The 18,711-nt window shown below is 63.6% G+C and carries 15 protein-coding genes; 8 read left to right on the top strand and 7 right to left on the bottom strand.

From position 1 onward, the window contains the following. The first annotated feature begins 248 nt into the window (after nt 1-248). The gene (locus CI15_RS09120; protein WP_062126658.1) at nt 249-707 is read left to right on the top strand and encodes a CopD family protein; all 459 of its coding nucleotides are present in this window, start codon (nt 249-251) and stop codon (nt 705-707) included. A gap of 48 nt (nt 708-755) precedes the next feature. On the opposite strand, the gene CI15_RS09115 is transcribed toward CI15_RS09120, so the two are convergent. From CI15_RS09115 to CI15_RS09090, 6 genes are all read right to left on the bottom strand, one after another. After that, nucleotides 756-1,964 carry a chromate transporter gene (locus CI15_RS09115; protein WP_062127179.1) on the bottom strand — a complete coding sequence of 403 codons (1,209 nt, stop codon included), beginning with the start codon at nt 1,962-1,964 and terminating at the stop codon, nt 756-758. A 38-nt stretch (nt 1,965-2,002) separates the two neighbouring features. Next, nucleotides 2,003-4,366, bottom strand: a complete 2,364-nt coding sequence (locus CI15_RS09110) for a bifunctional diguanylate cyclase/phosphodiesterase (protein WP_062126656.1) — start codon at nt 4,364-4,366, stop codon at nt 2,003-2,005. Nucleotides 4,367-4,772: 406 nt separating this feature from the next. Further along, entirely contained in the window at nt 4,773-5,672 is a 900-nt protein-coding gene (locus tag CI15_RS09105; RefSeq protein WP_062126653.1) for a PhzF family phenazine biosynthesis protein, read from the bottom strand. A 196-nt stretch (nt 5,673-5,868) separates the two neighbouring features. Next, complete coding sequence (locus CI15_RS09100; RefSeq protein WP_062126650.1) at nt 5,869-6,333, bottom strand: RidA family protein; 465 nt, start codon at nt 6,331-6,333, stop codon at nt 5,869-5,871. Nucleotides 6,334-6,436: 103 nt separating this feature from the next. Next, entirely contained in the window at nt 6,437-7,633 is a 1,197-nt protein-coding gene (locus CI15_RS09095; RefSeq protein ID WP_062126647.1) for an aminotransferase-like domain-containing protein, read from the bottom strand. Between the two features lie 96 nt (nt 7,634-7,729). After that, entirely contained in the window at nt 7,730-8,419 is a 690-nt protein-coding gene (locus tag CI15_RS09090) for a VOC family protein (protein WP_062127176.1), read from the bottom strand. A 232-nt stretch (nt 8,420-8,651) separates the two neighbouring features. On the opposite strand from CI15_RS09090, the gene CI15_RS09085 reads away from it, so the two are divergent. The 6 genes from CI15_RS09085 (at nt 8,652) to CI15_RS09060 (ending at nt 15,231) form a co-directional block, all read left to right on the top strand. After that, nucleotides 8,652-10,109 (top strand): aminotransferase-like domain-containing protein, encoded by a 1,458-nt coding sequence (locus tag CI15_RS09085; RefSeq protein WP_062126645.1) that lies wholly within the window; start codon nt 8,652-8,654, stop codon nt 10,107-10,109. Nucleotides 10,110-10,212: 103 nt separating this feature from the next. Beyond that, nucleotides 10,213-12,111 (top strand): molecular chaperone HtpG, encoded by a 1,899-nt coding sequence (gene htpG / locus CI15_RS09080; protein WP_062126641.1) that lies wholly within the window; start codon nt 10,213-10,215, stop codon nt 12,109-12,111. Between the two features lie 188 nt (nt 12,112-12,299). Then, nucleotides 12,300-13,016: a chorismate--pyruvate lyase family protein gene (locus tag CI15_RS09075; RefSeq protein ID WP_062126639.1), complete on the top strand. Its 717-nt coding sequence runs from the start codon at nt 12,300-12,302 to the stop codon at nt 13,014-13,016. After that, nucleotides 13,016-13,510, top strand: coding sequence for a DNA-deoxyinosine glycosylase (locus CI15_RS09070; RefSeq protein ID WP_062126635.1), 495 nt, complete (start codon nt 13,016-13,018; stop codon nt 13,508-13,510). Before CI15_RS09075 ends, CI15_RS09070 begins: the two co-directional genes overlap by 1 nt. 117 nt (nt 13,511-13,627) lie before the next feature. Further along, entirely contained in the window at nt 13,628-14,488 is an 861-nt protein-coding gene (locus CI15_RS09065) for a hypothetical protein (protein WP_153041089.1), read from the top strand. A gap of 122 nt (nt 14,489-14,610) precedes the next feature. Then, the gene (locus CI15_RS09060; RefSeq protein WP_062126629.1) at nt 14,611-15,231 is read left to right on the top strand and encodes a hypothetical protein; all 621 of its coding nucleotides are present in this window, start codon (nt 14,611-14,613) and stop codon (nt 15,229-15,231) included. A gap of 64 nt (nt 15,232-15,295) precedes the next feature. Here the strand turns inward: CI15_RS09060 and CI15_RS09055 are convergent, their stop codons facing one another. Then, complete coding sequence (locus CI15_RS09055) at nt 15,296-16,114, bottom strand: SIR2 family NAD-dependent protein deacylase (RefSeq protein WP_062126625.1); 819 nt, start codon at nt 16,112-16,114, stop codon at nt 15,296-15,298. A 303-nt stretch (nt 16,115-16,417) separates the two neighbouring features. Between CI15_RS09055 and CI15_RS09050 the strand changes: the two genes are divergently transcribed. Continuing rightward, on the top strand, nt 16,418-18,658 hold the full coding sequence (locus CI15_RS09050) for an NADP-dependent isocitrate dehydrogenase (protein ID WP_062126623.1): 2,241 nt from the start codon (nt 16,418-16,420) through the stop codon (nt 18,656-18,658). Nucleotides 18,659-18,711 lie beyond the last annotated feature (53 nt).

The following is an 18,711-nucleotide window of genomic DNA, read 5'->3' as shown; positions in this document are numbered from 1 at the left end:
GCGCCTGCTAGCATGCGGGGCGCTCGCGGTTTGTCTCAAAAGTCCGTCGCGCGAAGGGTGTGGAAAGCAAACGGGGAGCGGCGGCGTCGCGGCCAGATGATGGTGCCGCGATCACAACAACGAAATACGACGCAATAGACGTCGATACCCGGAACTGCCTGCATCACGGATGGTCGAACGCGCTCAGTTACTGCTGAGCGGGATCTGGTGTCCTAAACGGTGTGGCGTCGTCGGGAGAGGAAAATTACATGAACAAGGCTATCGAAGTCGCGCTTTTTCTGCATCTGCTTGGGGTGGCGGTGTGGGTCGGCGGTATGGTGTTTGCGCATTTCTGTCTGCGCCCGGCGCTCGGCGATCTCTCGCCGCAACTGCGCCTGCCGCTGTGGGAGTCGGTGTTCGGACGCTTCTTCAACTGGGTCGGAGTCTCGGTGCTCGTGATCCTGATCAGCGGCGGTTTCCTGCTGACGCAATTCGGCGGCGCTCATGCGCTCTGGCCGCTGCACACAATGGCCGGCCTCGGCATCGTGATGATGCTGATCTTCGGGCATATCCGCTTCGCGGTGTATCCGCGCATTCGCCGCGCGGTGCAGGCGCAGAAGTGGCCCGACGGCGCGCGGGCGGTCGGCACGGTTCGCCGTCTTGTGCTGATCAATATCGTGCTGGGTGTCGTGACGATCGGCGTCGCGGTGCTGTCGCGCGGTTTCTGATCGCGAGCTCGCCAACGGCGCGGCAGGCGTGGCGCGGTCCGTAGCACGTCACGTCGTGGCACCGTACGCGAGCCACAAGCCGCACGCCACCGCCACCGTTCCATACACGGCATACACGGGCACCTTCAGCTTCGCGAAGCAGATCGCCGAGAACGCCGCGGTCAGCAGATAGATCGGCTCGAGCGGTACATGCACGGCAATGCGCAGTACCGCGACCGCGAGAAACGCGGTCGTGACCGCGCGCAGAATCCTCATGGCGTGCTCGAAGCGCGGGTTCGCCTTCAACTGATGCAGATGCCGCTGCGCAAGCACGACGAGGCAACCCGACGGCACGAACAGCGCGAGCGTCGCGATCAGCGCACCGAACCAGCCATCGATCAGATAACCGAAGAACGGCACCACGTTCAGCAAAGGTCCCGGAGACAACGGCGACAGCGAAAACGCGAGCGTGAATTCGTTATCGGAGACCCCGACCGCTGGCGTGACGAACAGCGTCTTCAGCACCGGCAACGCGGAGAATCCACCGCCGAACAACGTCATGCCGGCGCCCGCGAGGCGCGGCCACAGCAGCGCGAGTTCATAGCGATGCGGCAGCGGCAGCGCGAACACCACGAGCAGCACGCCGAGCGCGGCCAGCAGCCGGTAGTCGCCACGCTCGAGCGAGACGGCGAGACGCGAGTCGCGGTGCGGGCTCGCGAACCAGCCGGTGCCGAAGGCCGCGCCGAGTAACACCACATAGGCCGCGGCGCTGTGCGCATAGAACAGCGCGATGCTGCCGAGCAGCGCCGCCGTCCATTCGAGCTTGCCGCGCACGAGCGCGCGCGTCTGCTTGTACCAGGTGACCGCGATCAGCGTCGCGAGCACGACGCTGAAGTGATGCAGCAGCGTTTGCGACGCGACCGTCTGCACGATCGGCGTGCGGTAGAAGATCGCGAACAGCGTCATCAACGTGAAGAAGGGCAGCACGCTCGCCACCCCGGCCACCCATGCGCCGGCGCGTCCGCGCAGCGCGTGCCCGAGCTGCACGGCGACGTTGCAGCCGACGGGTCCCGGCACCATCCACGCGAGCGCGATCAGATCCGAGAACGCCACGCGCGACAGCCGTCTCTCGCGTTCGACGTAGTGGTGTTCGAGCTGCGCCATCAGCGCGAGGCCACCCCACGACAGCGCCGACAGGCCGAACACGACCCGGAACAGCGTCCATAGCGGCTCCCGTTGCCCATGGCGGGCAGCCTCCTCGCTCGTGATGGTTTGCATCGGTGCTGCGGGCGGTCCGCCGTACGGGCTCCCGTCCATCAATTGTTGGTGCTCGATTCGCTGTTCGCGCTGACGGTTTCGTGCAGGGCGCGACGGCCGCCGACGTTGTTCACGCCGCATACCCCGAAGCGCTCGAGCAGCGCCGGGATCGCCTCCGCCGGCACCGGACGCGAGAACAGGAAGCCCTGCGCCTCGATATGGCCGAGCGCGGCCAGCCACGCGATCTGCTCTTCGGTCTCCGTGCCTTCGACCACCACCGTGAGCCCGAGCGAGCGCGCGAGATTGACGATCGCGGTGACCATCACGCAGACGCTGCGGTCGCCCGGAATCGCCTGGACGAACGAGCGGTCAACCTTCAGCGTATCGACGGCGAAGCGGTTCAGATAGGACAGTGAAGAGTAGCCGGTGCCGAAATCGTCGAGCGCGATGCGTACGCCGAGACGCTTCAACGCAAAGATTTTTTCGGAGACGACTTCCGGAAATTCCATCATCGTCGTCTCGGTGATTTCGAGCTCGAGGCGGCGCGCGGAGATGCCGGTCTCCTCGATCGCGCGCGAGATCGTTTCGAACAGGTCGCCGCGCCAGAACTGCACCGCCGAAATATTCACCGCGAGCGACAGCGTTTCGTAGCCCTGCTGCTGCCATTGCGCGAGCTGGCAGCACGCGGTTTCGATCACGAAGTCGCCGATCGGCACGATCAGGCCGGTCGACTCGGCCACGGGAATGAATTCGTTGGCCGGGATCAGTCCGTACTGCGGATGGTTCCAGCGCACGAGCGCTTCGAAACCGGTGATGCAGCGACGCGTCAGATCGATCTTCGGCTGATACGCGAGGAACAGTTGCCCCTCGGCGAGCGCGACGCGCAGCTGCTGCTCCCACTTCATCAGATGGTCCGCGCGATGCGACAGTTGCGGCGAGTAGAACTGGTAACAGTTCTTGCCGGCGTCCTTCGCGCTGTACATCGCGAGGTCGGCTTTCTTCAGCAGGTCGATCTCGCTTTCGTTCGCGACCGAGTACAGCGCGATGCCGATGCTCGCATGCAGCACGAACGAGCTGCCGCGCACCTCGAACGGCTTCGAGAACGCTTCGCCGGCGGCTTCGGCAAGCTTGACCGCGCGCTTCTCGACGTCGTCGCCCTTGATCACGACGACGAACTCGTCGCCGCCGATGCGCGAGAGCGCGCCGCCGTCGCCGACCGCGGCGGACAGGCGCGAGGCCGTCATCTGCAGCACGATGTCACCGGCGTTGTGGCCGAGCGTGTCGTTGACGGTCTTGAAGTTGTCGAGGTCGATAAAGAGAATCGCGAGTCGGCCGAGATTGAATGGCTGCCCGACGTCGTGGCGCAGCGCCTGCAGCGTCGCATAGCGATTGCGCAGGCCGGTCAGCAGATCGTATTCGACCAGATGCGTCATCTCGCGCTCGCGGCCGAGCAGCTTGCCGATCAGGCCGGTCGCGACCGCGAAGAAGCTCAGCATCGCGAGCGAGATGAAGCCCGCCATCAACAGATAGACGTTGCGCGTGTGGTTGTAGTCCGCGAATTCCTCGCCCTGCGAAAGACCGACGAGCACGCCGAGCGGATAGCCGTCGATGTGCCGGTACGACACGATGCGCGTGACGTTGTCGATCGAATCGACGTAGGTGCCCGACACGTGCTCCGACGTCGGATACGTGCCGCTCGCGGTGAAGGTGCCGCTCGCCTTGTTCGCGTTGCCGGTGCGCCGGGCGAGCACAGTGCCGCTGTCCGAGATCACCGCGATCACGCCTTCGCGGCCGATCGCCGCGTTGTTGTAGAAGTCCGAAGTGAAATAGCTCGGGTCTTCGGAGACCACGACCACGCCCGCGAACGAGCCGTCCGGATGATTCAGGCGCCGCGTCATCTGCAGCGTCCAGTGACCCGATATGCGACCGAGGACCGGCTTGCTGATGAACAGCTGGTCGTCGTTCTCGTGCTCGTGAACCTTGAAGTGCTCGCGGTCCGACAGGTCGATGTGAGCGGGATTGGCTTCCGCGGTATTGGCGATCAGTCTGCCGTGCTCGTCGATCAGCGACACCTGCACGAGCGTTTCGCTTTGCACGACGCCTTTCTCGACGGTGCTTGCGAGATCGAAATGATCGGGCGTCTTCTCGAACTCGTATTTGACGAAGCGGGTGATCTGATCGACCTGGTGAATCGCCTTGATGGTGTGCTGCTCGAGCGCCGCGGAAAGAATCGCGGAAGACGCCATCGCTTCACGGTACGTCGCTTCCTTTTCTACCGACAGCCGCGCGAAGATCACGGTCCACAGCAGGATCAGCACCAGTACGCCGAGCGCGGGAATGACGAGCAACGCGCGCCGGCGCGTGACCAGTGGATCGCGGTGTGGCCGGGTGTCGCGCGGATCGGAGAAGCGGTCCTGAGTCATCGCTCGGACCTTGGCCGGGTGCGGGCCGCTTGCAAACGCACGGGCATCGACTGCGCGAAATAGATGGATAGCTGCATGGTGACCAAGGTGCCAAAGCTGCTGCGCAGGAGGAGAGGGCGTGGCGCCGCGCCTGACCGTCCACAGGTCATCGGATTGGGTTCGCTATATACGTCTCGATATTACTGAATGGCACTGGATTAAGGAAGCGTCCGGGCATGGGGTATACGCTGGAATGCCGGGCGCCTCGGTCCGTCTCTGCAAGAGCCCGGCAGGGCGGGGCTTTGACGATTCGACCGGCATAAATTCGGAGAACCAGGCAGGCCGATGGATTGGCGCTGCGGCTTTTTGTGGTGCGAAGCGGCGTGATGCGGCGTCTCGCCGTGGCTTGCACGAGGTCGCCGTCCACTTATCCGAGCCGGCACGTGCCGTCGACGATCGTTACCGTTGGCCCGCCGATCCAGATCTTGCCGCGCGCATCGTCGTAGTGGACCGAGACGTCGCCTGCGCGGCCGAGCACGGTGCCCTGACGCGCGGTGTAGCGCGCGCCGGGACGACGTTGCTGGAGGTTCAGCAGACCCGCGAGCGCGGCGTTGGCGCTGCCCGTCACCGGGTCTTCCCCAATGCCGAAGCCGCCGCCCGTCATCAGGCAGCGGACCTCGAATGTCGCGGGGCCATCGGCGTCGTGCGGACCATACACGGCGATGCCGTGCGTGTCGACGGAATGCGCGAGTTCGGCGAGCGCGGCCGCATCGGGTTCGAGCGCGAGGCAGGTGCGTGCCGAATCGACACGCACGACCAGCCACGGCGCGCCGTTGTCGACCGCGCAGGGCGGCGCGCTGAAGTCGATCGACTGACTACGTAAAGCCGTAGACAGCGCTTCGTAACGATGCTCGGCGAGCGGTGTGAAGCGCGCAGGCGGTGCGGCGAATGCCCATGCGCCGTGCGTGCTGTCGGCGCCGTCGAGCGCTTCGAGTTCGACGAGCCCCACACCGCATTGCTGGATCAGCCTGCCGGCCTGCTTCGGCTGGTAGCCGCTTTCGCGCAGCGCATGCGCGGTGCCGAGCGTCGGATGACCCGCGAACGGCAACTCGCCGCCCGGCGTGAAGATGCGCACGCGATAGTCGGCGGCCGCGTCAGTCGGCTTCAGCAGGAAGGTGGTCTCGGACAGATTGGTCCAGCGCGCGATGGCCTGCATCTGCGCGGTATCGAGCGCGTCGGCGTCGAACACGACGGCCAGCGGATTGCCCTTGAACGGCGTCGACGTAAACACGTCGACCTGTTTGAAACGAACGGTATGAGCGGACATCGACAGTCCCCGGTGCGATGGACGTTGAACGAATTCGCGGATTCTATCCGCCTCTGCGCCGGTGATCCACCGTCGCAGTCAAACAAAAACGCGCCGCCGGTGCGTCACACCAGACGGCGCGTTTGATTCGCCATGCCGCGTCAATCATGAACGAATGTCACGCGATACGGCCTGCATTGTCACATTGCATCGACGCTTATTCGACCTCGGCGATCAGCTCGATCTCGACGCACGCGCCGAGCGGAATCTGCGCGACGCCGAACGCCGAGCGCGCGTGCTTGCCGCGCTCGCCGAACACGTCCGCGATCAGCTCGGATGCGCCGTTGGTGACCAGATGCTGCTCGGTGAATTCGAGCGTCGAGTTGACGAGGCTCATCAGCTTGACGATACGCGTGACGCGGTTCAGGTCGCCGACGTGCGCATGCAAGGTGGCGAGCAGATCGATCGCGATCGAGCGCGCCGCGGCCTTGCCTTCGTCGGTGGTGAGCGTCGCGCCGAGCTTGCCGACCCACACCTTGCCGTCCTTCTTCGCGATGTGGCCCGACAGGTACACCGTGTTGCCGCTTTGCGCGCTCATCACATAGGCCGCTGCCGGCGCGCCTGCCACCGGCAGTTCGATGCCGAGTTCCTTGAGCTTGTCGTACACATTCGATTGAGCCATGTCGTGTCCTCGATTCGGTGAGAGTGGATAAATGCAGGCGGGGCGAAGTCCGCACGCAAACCGCATGCAAACTTCGCCCCGATGTCAGTGCGGCTGACGCCGTTCAGATTTTCGCGCGCACCAGTGCCGCGAGTCGCGCCACGCCTTCGTCGATTTTAGCCGGTGGCACCGTGACGAACGACAGACGCAGCGTGTTGTGCTGCGCTTCGTTCGCGAAGAACGGGCCGCCCGGCACGAACGCGACGTTTTGCGCGACCGCTTCCTCGAGCAGCTTCATGCTGTCGATCTGCGCCGGCAGATTGACCCAGATGAACATGCCGCCTTCCGGACGGTTCCAGCTGACGCCTTCGGGCATATAGCGTTCGAGCGCGCTGAGCATCGCCTCGCACTGGTTGCGATACAGCTCGCGGATCGTCGGCACGTGCGTGTCGAGGAAGCCGTCCTTGATCACTTCGTGGACGATGCGCTGCGTGAAGCTCGGCGTGTGCAGGTCGGTGGCCTGCTTGGCCTGCACGAGTTTGAAGATCAGTTCCTCGGGCGCGATGATGAAGCCGACGCGCAGACCCGGCGCCAGCACCTTCGAGAACGAGCCGAGATAGACGATGTGATCGGGCGCCATCGACAGCATCGTCGGCAGCGGTTCGCCTGCGTAGTCGAGTGCGCCGTAGGGGTCATCTTCGATCACCGGGAACGGCGCGGTCTTCGCGAACTCGGCGAGCGCGCGGCGGCGTTCGACCGGCAGACGGCGCCCCGTCGGATTCTGGAAATTCGGCTGCGCGTACAGCAGACGCGCGCCTTGGGTCAGTTCCGGCTTCAGGCCTTCGGGGATCAGGCCGTGCTCGTCGGTCGGCACCTGCACGTAGTGCGGCTCGTACATCGAGAACGATTGCAGCGCGCCGAGGTAGGTCGGCGTTTCGACCAGCACCGGGCTGTCCACGCAGACGAGCACCTTGCCGAGCAGGTCGAGCGCCTGTTGCGAGCCGGTCGTGATCAGCACCTGCGACGCGCGGATCTGCGCACCGTTGGTCGAGTAGCGTTGCGCGACCCATTCGCGCAGCGGCAGATAGCCTTCGGTCGCGCTGTACTGCAGCGCCGCGGCGGGCGAGTCACGCAGGATGCGGTCGGCCGCTTCGCGCATGCGCTCGGCCGGGAAGGTGGCCGGCGAGGGCAGGCCGCCGGCGAAGGAAATGACTTCGGGCCGTTCCGTGACCTTCAGGATCTCGCGGATCGCGGAGCTCGTGAGCTTGCGTGCGCGTTCGGACAATTGCCACGTCGGGGCTTTCAGGTCGCTTTGGTCCATGATCTCCTCTGCTGGTATTTCTGGAACCGGTCAAAACTTCAATTATCGCGCGACTCGGCAGCCGGGGTTGCCACGGCTTACCATTTCGTGCGCTGCTTATCTGAGGGTCCGAGGACCCTCGGGTGTTTCAAATTCGGCGACGAGCGCCGCCGCGCCGTCGCTCGGTTGCACGTCGAGCAGATGCGCGGCGCCGAGCCAGCGCAGTTGCTCGTCGATCAATTCGGCCCGTGGATGCACGGCTTTCAGGGCTTTCAGCGCCAGGTTCGTCGGCGCGAGCATCTGCGACGGATGACGCGTCGAGTCCCACTGGATCAGCGACGGCAGCACGCCATCGCCGGCGCCTTGCCAGGCGGGGAACGCGCCGTCGTCGGGCACGGTCAGGCCCCATGTGAAATCGCCGCGCGTCATCGGCACGACTGGCGCGATGCGCTGCGGATACTGCGCCTGCCACGTCGCGAGATGCTTCGGCCGCTCGACGCGCGCGACCCAATGCGACAGATACGGCCCGTTTTCCAGTCGCGCCAGCGTCGCCGGGGCGTCGAGTGCGAACAGGCGAGGGCGCGGCCCGGCGCCGTCGGCCGCTGCCTCGGCCCGAGGATCGATCGCGATCACTTCCAGATAGACGCCGCCCCACAGGCCCAGCAGGCGATTGTGGGTGCGCATCAGCGGATGCGCGCCGCCGCCGGCCGGTGCGACGCCGAGCGTATCGGCGACGTACTGGACGCCTTCGTCCAACGTGCGCGCGGAGACTACCAGGTGATCGAGACTGAGCGATTGGGCTGTCAGGGCTGTCATGGCGGATCGACGGAAAACGCGGTTGTGCACAAAGGCCGGGCCCGCGCCACGTGTCAAGGCTGCGGTGCCGGGGTCGTTAGCATAACCGTTTGCCGGATCGGCGGGCCATGCGGGTGGTTTTGCGTCGTCTCACCCTCCTTCGCTGGATTCCAATGTAACGGCCGGCACCTGCACAGTAACGGTACAATCGACGCGATACCGTTCGGTACAGTTGGAGCCCGCCATGTCCGTCCCGCTTGCCCAGATTCCCGCCCCGCATGACACCGCGTCGCTGACGCTGGTCGAACAGCTCGTCCAGTGGGCGCGGCGGCGCATCGAGGAGCGCGTGTTTCGCCCCGGCATGCGGATGCCGTCGATCCGCAAGCTCGCGCTCGACAAAGGCGTGTCGCGCTTCACCGTGGTCGAAGCCTATGAGCGGCTCGTCGCGCAGGGCTTTCTGGAGTCGCGGCGCGGCTCCGGCTTCTACGTGCGCGAGCGCCAGGGCGGCGCGGCGACGGTTACCGAACTGCGCCCGCGCGCCGAGATGCTGCCTGCGCCGGCCAATATCGACGTCGTCTGGCTGTTGCGCAACATGCTGCACACCGGCGCGCGGCCCGAGCGCAGCCCGGGGCTCGGCTATCTGCCGGCGCGCTGGCTCGACGGCGACCTGATCACCAACGCGCTGCGCACGCTCGGCCGGCAAAGCGGCATGCAAATGCTCGGCATCGGCACCGCGCAAGGGTTTCTACCGCTGCGCCAGCAATTGCAGACGCGGCTCGAGGAGCTGGAGATCGGGGCATCGCCCGAGCAGATCGTGATGGTGTCCGGCATCACCCAGGCGATCGACCTGATTTCGCGCATTTATGTGAAGCCGGGCGATGCGGTGATCGTCGGCGATCCGGCGTGGTTCCAGATGTTTGGCTGTTTCGCGTCGCAGGGCGCGCGGCTCGTCGGCATGCCGTACACGCCGGAAGGCCCCGATCTCGACGCGCTCGAAGCGCTGGTGCAGGAATGGCGCCCCAAAATGCTGGTGATCAACTCGGTGCTGCAGAACCCGACCGGCACGTCGCTGACCGCCGCGCAGGCGTTCCGCATCCTGCGGCTTGCCGAGGCGTACGACTTCATCGTCGTCGAGGACGATATCTACGGCGACCTGTGCCCACCCGGCTATCCGGGCACGCGGCTCGCGAGCCTAGATCAGTTAAAGCGCGTGATCTACCTGGGCAGCTTCTCGAAGACGCTCGCGCCGAATCTGCGGGTCGGGTTCATCGCGTGCGCGCCCGAGGTCGCGATGGTGGTCAGCAATCAGAAGATGCTGGTCGGCATGACGAGCCCCGAGTTGAACGAACGCGTGATCTACAAGATTCTGACCGAGGGCCATTACCGGCGGCATGTCGAGCGCATCCGCGCGCGGCTCGACGGTGTGCGCGAGAAGGCCGTGCGGATCATCGAAAAGACCGGCATGAAGTTGTTCCTGACGCCGACGGCCGGCATGTTCCTGTGGGCCGACACCGGCGTCGACGCGGGCGCGCTGGCCGCGGCCGGGCACGAAGCCGGCTTTCTGCTGACGCCGGGCGGGCTGTTTTCGCCGCAGCAGTCGCCGAGCACATGGATGCGCTTCAATATCGCCAATTGCGGCGATCCCGAGTTGCCGGCGTTTCTGAGCCGCTATCTCGACGGCGTCGCGCGCCGCGCCTCTTGAAACCCCGCCGGAACGTCCCCATTTGCGCGGACGATCGGCGCGCTAGATCCGAACCACGTGTCGCCGCTGTCCACCCCATTCGCAACAGAGAGGAAGTCCGACCATGGCACAAGAAACCATGAGCTTTCAGGCAGAAGTGAAGCAACTTCTGCAACTGATGATCCATTCGCTGTACAGCAACAAGGAAATCTTTCTGCGCGAGCTGATCTCGAACGCGTCCGACGCGGCCGACAAGCTGCGCTTCGAGGCGATCGAAAACGCCGCGCTGTACGAGAACGATCCGAACCTGCGGATTCGCGTGTCGTACGACAAGGCCGCGCGCACCGTCACGATCGACGACAACGGCATCGGCATGAGCCGCGACGAAACGATCTCGCACCTCGGCACGATCGCGCGTTCGGGCACGAAGGAGTTCTTCGGCAAGCTGTCGGGCGACCAGCAGAAGGATGCGGCGCTGATCGGCCAGTTCGGCGTGGGCTTCTACTCGGGCTTCATCGTCGCGGACAAGATCACCGTCGAGACGCGCCGCGCCGGTTTGCCGGCCTCGGAAGGCGTGCGCTGGGTCAGCGCCGGCGAGGGCGATTTCGCGGTCGAGATGATCGAGCGCGCCGCGCGCGGCACGACCATCACGCTGCATCTGCGTGCCGACGAGGACGAGCTGCTGTCGTCGCATCGCCTGAAGTCGATCATCCAGAAGTACTCGGACCACGTCGCGCTGCCGATCCTGATGAAGAAGGAAGAGTGGGACGCGGAAAAGAGCGAGATGGTCACGAAGGACGAGGACGAGACCGTCAACCAGGCGAGCGCGCTGTGGACCCGGCCGAAGAACGACATCACCGACGAGCAGTACAAGCAGTTCTACCAGCACATCTCGCACGATCATCAGGACCCGCTGACGTGGACGCATAACCGCGTCGAAGGCCGCAGCGAATACACGCAGCTGCTGTACGTGCCGACGCACGCGCCGTTCGATCTGTGGAATCGCGAGCAGCGTGGCGGGCTGAAGCTGTACGTGAAGCGCGTCTTCATCATGGACGACGCCGAGCAGTTGCTGCCCACGTATCTGCGTTTCGTGAAGGGCGTGGTCGATTCGGCCGATCTGCCGCTGAACGTGTCGCGCGAAATCCTGCAGGAAAGCCGCGACGTGAAAGCGATCCGCGAAGGCGTGACCAAGCGCGCGCTGTCGATGCTCGAAGAACTCGCGAACTCGGAGAACGACGCCGAAAAGGAACAGTACGCGGGCTTCTGGAAGGAATTCGGCCAGGTGCTGAAGGAAGGCATCGGCGAGGATTTCGCCAATCGCGAGCGTATCGCGAAGCTCGTGCGCTTTTCGACGACGCATACGGGTACGGCCGAGCAGACGGTATCGCTGGCCGACTACGTCGCTCGCATGAAGCCCGAGCAGACGAAGATCTACTACGTGACCGCCGATACGTGGCAGGCCGCGTCGCACAGCCCGCATCTCGAAGTGTTCCGCAAGAAGGGCGTCGAAGTGCTGCTGCTGACCGATCGCGTCGATGAATGGATGCTGTCGTTCCTCAACGAATTCGACGGCAAGCCGCTGCAAAGCGTCGCGCGTGGCGACCTCGATCTCGGCGCGCTGAACGACGAGGAAAAGCAGGCGCAGGAGAAGACTGGCGAAGAATTCAAGCCGCTCGTCGAGAAGATGAAGGAAGCGCTGAAGGATAAGGCGAAGGACGTGCGTCTGACGTTCCGCCTGACCGACTCGCCGTCGTGCCTCGTCGCCGACGACGGCGAAATGAGCGGCTACCTGCAGCGCATGCTGAAGGCGGCCGGTCAGCAGGCACCGGAGTTCCATCCGATTCTCGAAGTGAATCCGGAACACGCGCTCGTGAAGGGCCTGCATGCCGATAGCGCGAATTTCGACGACTGGTGCCACCTGCTGTTCGATCAGGCCCTGCTCGCCGAAGGCGGCGCGCTGGAAGATCCGGCGAGCTTCGTGAAGCGCACCAATGCGTTGCTGCTGTCGCGCGCGGGTTGAACTTGAGTTGGGAGCGTTGATCGTGTGATTGGATCGACGCTTCGTGGTTGAGAGATGCGCTGCTTCGGCAGCGCATTTTTTTTGCGCTCTGGTTTGTGTCGGGTTCCTGCTTCGCACAGCGCGCGCGACTACGCGCGACCCTCGCCGCGAAAAAGTGCGGTCGGACCGCGCCGCTATAATCCGACACCATGCCTATCCGTTTCGATCCCGCCGACGCCCACTGGCGCGTCGCGCCTTTGCCCGCGTTCAGCGCTGCCCAGAAGGACTGGCTGACCCGCGGCGGTTCATTGACCGCGCATCTGCGCGCGCTCGGCGCGGTCGCGGTGCGCGTGACGCGCGAAGCCGTCGCGCTGCCTTGGCCCGACGAAGCCGGCGCGCTCGGCCTCGCGCCGCGCGCGCCGGTGTGGGTGCGCGAAGTGGTGCTGTCGGTCGATGATGTGCCGTTCGTCGCCGCGCATAGCGTGACGCCGCGCGCCGCGAGCGTCGGCATCTGGCAGGCGACGCGGCGCTTGCGCACGCGGCCGCTCGCCGAGTTGCTGTATAGCGATAGCAGTGTCGCGCGGTCGTCGCTGGTGAGCCGCAGGGTGGGGGCGCGGCATCCGTTGTATGCGTTGGCGACGCGGGAAATTGATGTGGGAGTTTCGCACGCGCCGCATGCGCTGGTCGCGCGACGCTCGGTGTTCGAGCGCCATGGCGCGCCGTTGATGGTGACCGAGTGCATGTTGCCGGCACTGTGGGCGCATTTGCGTGCACTGGAGGAGGCCGCTCGCGCGCACTCCGCCGTGTCGGGCACCGGCGCCGCGCATACGGCGCACGGGCGAATGCGCGAACACGGTCGTCCGCTCGACCACACCGCCTCGCGCGCGCACGGCGTGCCGCGTAACGCCGACGAGCGGAGCCGCTGATGTCGTTCAAGCGCTGCTTCCCGCCGGTCGTGGATGCGAATACGCGGACCCTGATTCTTGGAAGCCTGCCTGGGGAAGTTTCGTTGGCTCAAGGACAGTACTACGCGAATCGAAACAACAAATTCTGGTTGCTGGTGGGCGATGTGATCGAACAGGATCTGGTCGGTTCCGACTACGAAACTCGTCTCGATACTTTGCTTAAGAACTGTATCGGACTGTGGGACGTCGTAGCAGAAGCACGGCGAACCGGTAGCCTTGATAGCCGGATTCGAGATCATTCGAGTAATGATCTCATCGCGCTAATCGATTCGCTACCCAATCTGGTTACGATCGCGTTCAATGGTGGGACGGCAGCGAAAATCGGGCTGAATGCGCTTGGCGAGTACGCAGACAAATATCGACTTCTCCGCTTGCCATCAAGCAGTCCTGCCCACGCTTCTGTTTCCTATGCGGCAAAACTGGCCATTTGGCAGCAGCTACGACAGTCGATTTGATCGGGTAGTCAAGGTTTTAACCACGCGAGGCCATCCGGAATGCCCAGGTACGGCTCCGTAGGAACCCTTCGGCCGGGCACCCCCTATTAATCTGGGCTCAAACTGGAACGACTTGACATGTCGGCATATGCATCGCATTCAGCAAATCGGCGCCTTACGGTACTCAGAGTGATCGCATATAGCGGAATCCTGCTGGCCACCACCTGGTTGATCCAGTTCGGTGACACGGGAATTGCCTACTACAGGAACTGGCAATCCATCGTGCAGGTCATGCCATGGCGGAGTTGGGCCATACAAGGCGTTTCGTTGGTCGGGGAACTCATTACGCTCGCGAGTTGCATTGGACTTGCATGCGGGTTGAAATGGGGGCGCACCTTGACCGTCTGGATGACCGTCGTATGGTCGGTCCTACTGGTTATGCTGTCGTACTGGCTTCCCGTGCTCGTGGCGCTGCCAGTGAGTGCTCTCAGGATTGCGTTGCTGTACAGCAGACCGAACAGTGAGTTTCTCTCCCGGCCGCATGCGGTCCGCCGATTTAATTGGCGCGAGTTCGCGTGTTTCATCTGTTTTGCCGGGTCGTGTGCGCTCCACTTCTGGTCGCTGTTGGCCATCGCATCTCGCAGTTTATGGGTCTGGAAACTCATCTCCCACGGACGGCCCCTTGATTTGCTCATCGCCGCGGCGATCCTGTTCGTCATCGGCGTCGCGCTGGCTCCAGCAAGGTCGCGCGTGTGGCACGCAGGCATCGCGCTGATGACCGTTTGTGTGGCACTGGGCGCTCAACTTGTTGCCCAGATTCCAGTCAGTACCCAGTTGTACAAATACTTGCCGGATCCAAAAATCTACGGTTCGATCCCCTGGAATGTCCTGATCGGCTACGGTGTGCTAGTCGGCGCTATTGCCTTGCTGCTGCTCCAGCTTAGTCGTCCACGAGGCGGACCACGTCGTCCCCCATTGCAGATGCCCGATTATTCATGAACTGGTTCGAATCTCCTCGATCGTGATCGGCGATAAATGACCCGGACCGGTTTTGCAAGGCTTAAGGTTTTATGTCCGGTGCCGATATAACCTCAGATAGGTCATTAATTTGAGGAGGATTTGTGCTTCGTTTAGCCTTTGCATTATTGCTCGCCGGCCTGCTCGCCGGTTGCAATACGACCCTGCATGTCGAGAAACCGGACCAAAAATCGGGCTTGTATTCGACACACACGGAACTGAAGCCCGCTGATGTTCGCGTAGCGGAGAAGTTTGACCCGGCTTACACGCAGATGGTCTATCTGAAGGTCAATGCGGAAAATCCGAACCCGCGATTTGTAGATTTTTTTGTGGCGGCCCTGAAAGATACGGGTGTCTTCAAGAAGGTCGTGACAAAGGACGACTTGCAGGCAATCGTCATTGAACGGAACCTCGGCAGCAAGGTTCCGAGTGTCTCGGATCTCGTCGGACTCAATAACCTGAGTAAGGAGATTGGCCCTTTCCTTATCATCGAACCCAATGCGGTGTTCAAGGGCGGCTACAACTTCGAGGGAACGCTGAAGGCGACTGACGCCAGCACCGGAAAAACAGTTCTGCTGATCGATATGACCGCTTTCAACATGGCAGGTCTGGATGATCCGTTGTTTCACCCGATGCTGAATGGATTCATCAACTGGACGCGCAATCAGCCGGTCGCGCCGGTAGACCCAAAGACTGCACAGCAGTCGAATTCTGCGAAGCTATAGCGGTTTTGGTGAACGTCGGTGTCTGTTATAGAGCCGACGTTCGAGTGTCGGCACCCCAGACCAATCAGCCAACGCTTTCCTTCAGCGACCGCAGCACATCGAGCGCGCGACCCGGTAGACCGACGCCTTTGCCTGGATCGATCGCATAGTCGCGCGGATTGATCCGTACGACGCGCGGGCCGAATCGTTCGCTCATGTTACGAACGGTCGGTATCGCGCCACCCGCGCCGAGCTCGATGACGACGATGTGCCCGACGCCAGACAGCCACGTCTCGTAGCGCATCTGTTGACGTCTCGCGCGAGTTTCGACCCAATGCCAGTCATCGAACATCAGGATTGCCGGTCGCGCGACGCCGCCGCAGTCCGGGCACCTCGGCAAGGGCGACAGCAAGGCGCAGCGATTCACGTCCACCTCTGGCTGGAAGTCGTCAGCCGTCCATATCCGATGCGTGCAGGACTGGCCGCATTGCAGGAAGTGAATCGATCCGTGGCACTCGAACAGCCGGTCGTCTGCAAAGCCGGCCTTCTGGAACTGGCCATCCACATTGCTGGTGAACACGAAGCCGCCGTACCTTTTCGCCGCTGCCCAGCGATGCAGGATCTCGAAACCCTCGTGCGGCACGGTGCGCCGGTACAGGTCGAGCCGATGACCGTAGAAGCCCCACGCGCGTATCGGGTCACGCAAGAAGGCTTCGGCGTTGGCGATGTCGTAGAAGTTGATGCCATCGGCCTTCAGCGCCGGATAAGCGGTCCAGAAGCCGGTCTCGCCGCGAAAGTCGGGTAGCCCGGAATCGACGCCCATGCCGGCGCCCGCATTGATCAGAATGCCGTCGGCTTCGCGTATCCAGTCCGCCGCGATCGCCATGTGCTCTGCCGTGTCCATCCGTGCTCCCGTTGCCCGTCGGTGCTCAGTCGCAAATGGTACAGGGGCGGGGTCCGATCGGCATTCCGCGATTTCTCCCCGCAGCACAAAAATGAGGCAGAATCCAATCGTGCGACCCGATGTGCGACGCAGTTCGCCGTGTTCGCTTAAGTGTTCCGCTTAGCCGTTTCGGGGCGTCGCAGCGTAGTTGGCGCCGCACAGCATTTCGTGTCCTAGCGTTGTCGTTTTCCCCTGATCGACGTTTGCGCATCCTGCCCGTATCACTCGCGAGATGCCTTTCAACTGCCCGCCCAGAGCCCAGCAATGACGACCCAGCAACCGACCATCATCTACACCCTCACCGACGAGGCCCCGCTGCTCGCAACCGCCGCGTTCCTGCCGATCATCCGGACCTTCACCGCGCCGGCGGGCCTCAAGGTCGAGACCAGCGACATTTCGGTCGCGGGCCGCATCCTCGGCGAGTTCCCCGAGTTTCTGACCGAAGCGCAGCGGGTGCCCGACAACCTCGCGGAACTGGGTCGCCTGACCCTGTTGCCCGACACCAACATCATCAAGCTGCCCAACATCAGTGCATCGGTGCATCAACTGATGAGCGCAATCAAGGAACTGCAGGCGAAGGGCTACAAGGTGCCCGACTATCCGGAAGATCCGAAGACCGACGAAGACAAGGCGATCCGCCAGCGCTACTCGAAGTGTCTCGGCAGCGCGGTGAACCCGGTGCTGCGCGAAGGCAACTCGGACCGCCGCGCGCCGGCCGCGGTCAAGAACTACGCGCGCAAGCATCCGCACAGCATGGTCGAATGGAGCATGGCGTCGCGCACGCACGTCGCGCACATGCGGCACGGCGATTTCTATCACGGCGAAAAATCGATGACGCTCGATCACGCGCGCGACGTGAAAATGGAACTCGTCACGCAGAGCGGCAAGACGCTGGTGCTGAAACCGAAGGTCGCGCTGAAGGACGGCGAGATCATCGACAGCATGTTCATGAGCAAAAAGGCGCTGCTCGCGTTCTATGAAGAGCAGATGGAAGACGCGCGCAAGACCGGCGTGATGCTGTCGCTGCACGTGAAGGCGACGATGATGAAGGTGTCGCACCCGATCGTGTTCGGCCACGCGGTCAAGGTGTTCTACAAGGACGCGTTCGCGAAGCACGGCAAGCTGTTCGAGGAACTCGGCGTGAACGTCAACAACGGCCTCGTCAATCTGTACGAGAAGCTGGAGACGCTGCCGGAATCGAAGCGCGAGGAAGTGATCCGCGACATGCACGCGTGCCACGAACATCGTCCGGAATTGGCGATGGTCGATTCGGCGAAGGGCATCTCGAACCTGCACGCGCCGAACGACGTGATCGTCGACGCCTCGATGCCCGCGATGATTCGCCTCGGCGGCAAGATGTGGGGCGCCGACGGTCGTCCGAAAGACACCAAGGCGGTGATTCCGGAGAGCACGTTCGCGCGCATCTATCAGGAGATGATCAACTTCTGCAAGACCAACGGCGCGTTCGATCCGGTCACGATGGGCACCGTGCCGAACGTCGGCCTGATGGCGCAGAAGGCGGAGGAATACGGCTCGCACGACAAGACCTTCGAAGTGCCGGAGGACGGCGAGGCGCGCATCGTCGATCTCGCGACCGGCGAGGTGCTGCTCACGCAGAACGTGGAGCAGGGCGACATCTGGCGCATGTGTCAGGTGAAGGACGCGGCGATCCGCGACTGGGTCAAGCTCGCGGTCACGCGCGTGCGCAATTCGGGCACACCCGCGGTGTTCTGGCTCGACCCGTATCGCCCGCACGAAGCGGAGCTGATCAAAAAGGTCGAGACCTACCTGAAGGATTACGACACCACCGGCCTCGACATCCAGATCATGTCGCAGGTGCGCGCGATGCGTTACACGCTCGAGCGGGTCGTGCGCGGGCTCGATACGATCTCGGTCACCGGCAACATCCTGCGCGATTATCTGACCGACCTGTTCCCGATCATGGAGCTTGGCACCAGCGCGAAGATGCTGTCGATCGTGCCGTTGATGGCGGGCGGCGGCATGTACGAGACCGGCGCCGGCGGTTCGGCGCCGAAGCACGTGAAGCAGCTCGTCGAAGAGAACCATCTGCGCTGGGACTCGCTGGGCGAATTCCTCGCGCTCGCGGTGTCGCTCGAAGAACTGGGCATCAAGACCGGCAACAAGAAGGCGAAGATCCTTGCGAAGACGCTCGACATCGCAACCGGCAAGCTGCTCGACAACAACCGCAGCCCGAGCCCGAAGACCGGCGAGCTCGACAATCGCGGCAGTCAGTTCTATCTGGCGATGTTCTGGGCGCAGGAGCTGGCCGCGCAAACGGACGACGCCGAACTGGCCGCGCAGTTCGCGCCGCTCGCGACGAAGCTGACCGCCAACGAGCAGGTGATCCTCGCGGAGCTGACCGCGGTGCAGGGCACGCCAGCGGACATTGGCGGCTATTACAAGCCGGACTTCGACAAGCTCGATGAGGTGATGCGGCCGAGCCGCACGCTGAACGAGGCGCTCAAGGCGGTGCACGTCGAGTGACCTGAGGTGAAGACGAGCCGCCGGCGGGCGGCTCGTCGCAGTCTTCCGCGAGC

The sequence above is a fragment of the Paraburkholderia monticola genome (assembly GCF_001580545.1).
GTDB classification, from domain to species: domain Bacteria; phylum Pseudomonadota; class Gammaproteobacteria; order Burkholderiales; family Burkholderiaceae; genus Paraburkholderia; species Paraburkholderia monticola.
The sequence above is the reverse complement of the archived record's forward strand: the minus strand, read 5'-3'. Positions and strand labels throughout refer to the sequence as shown.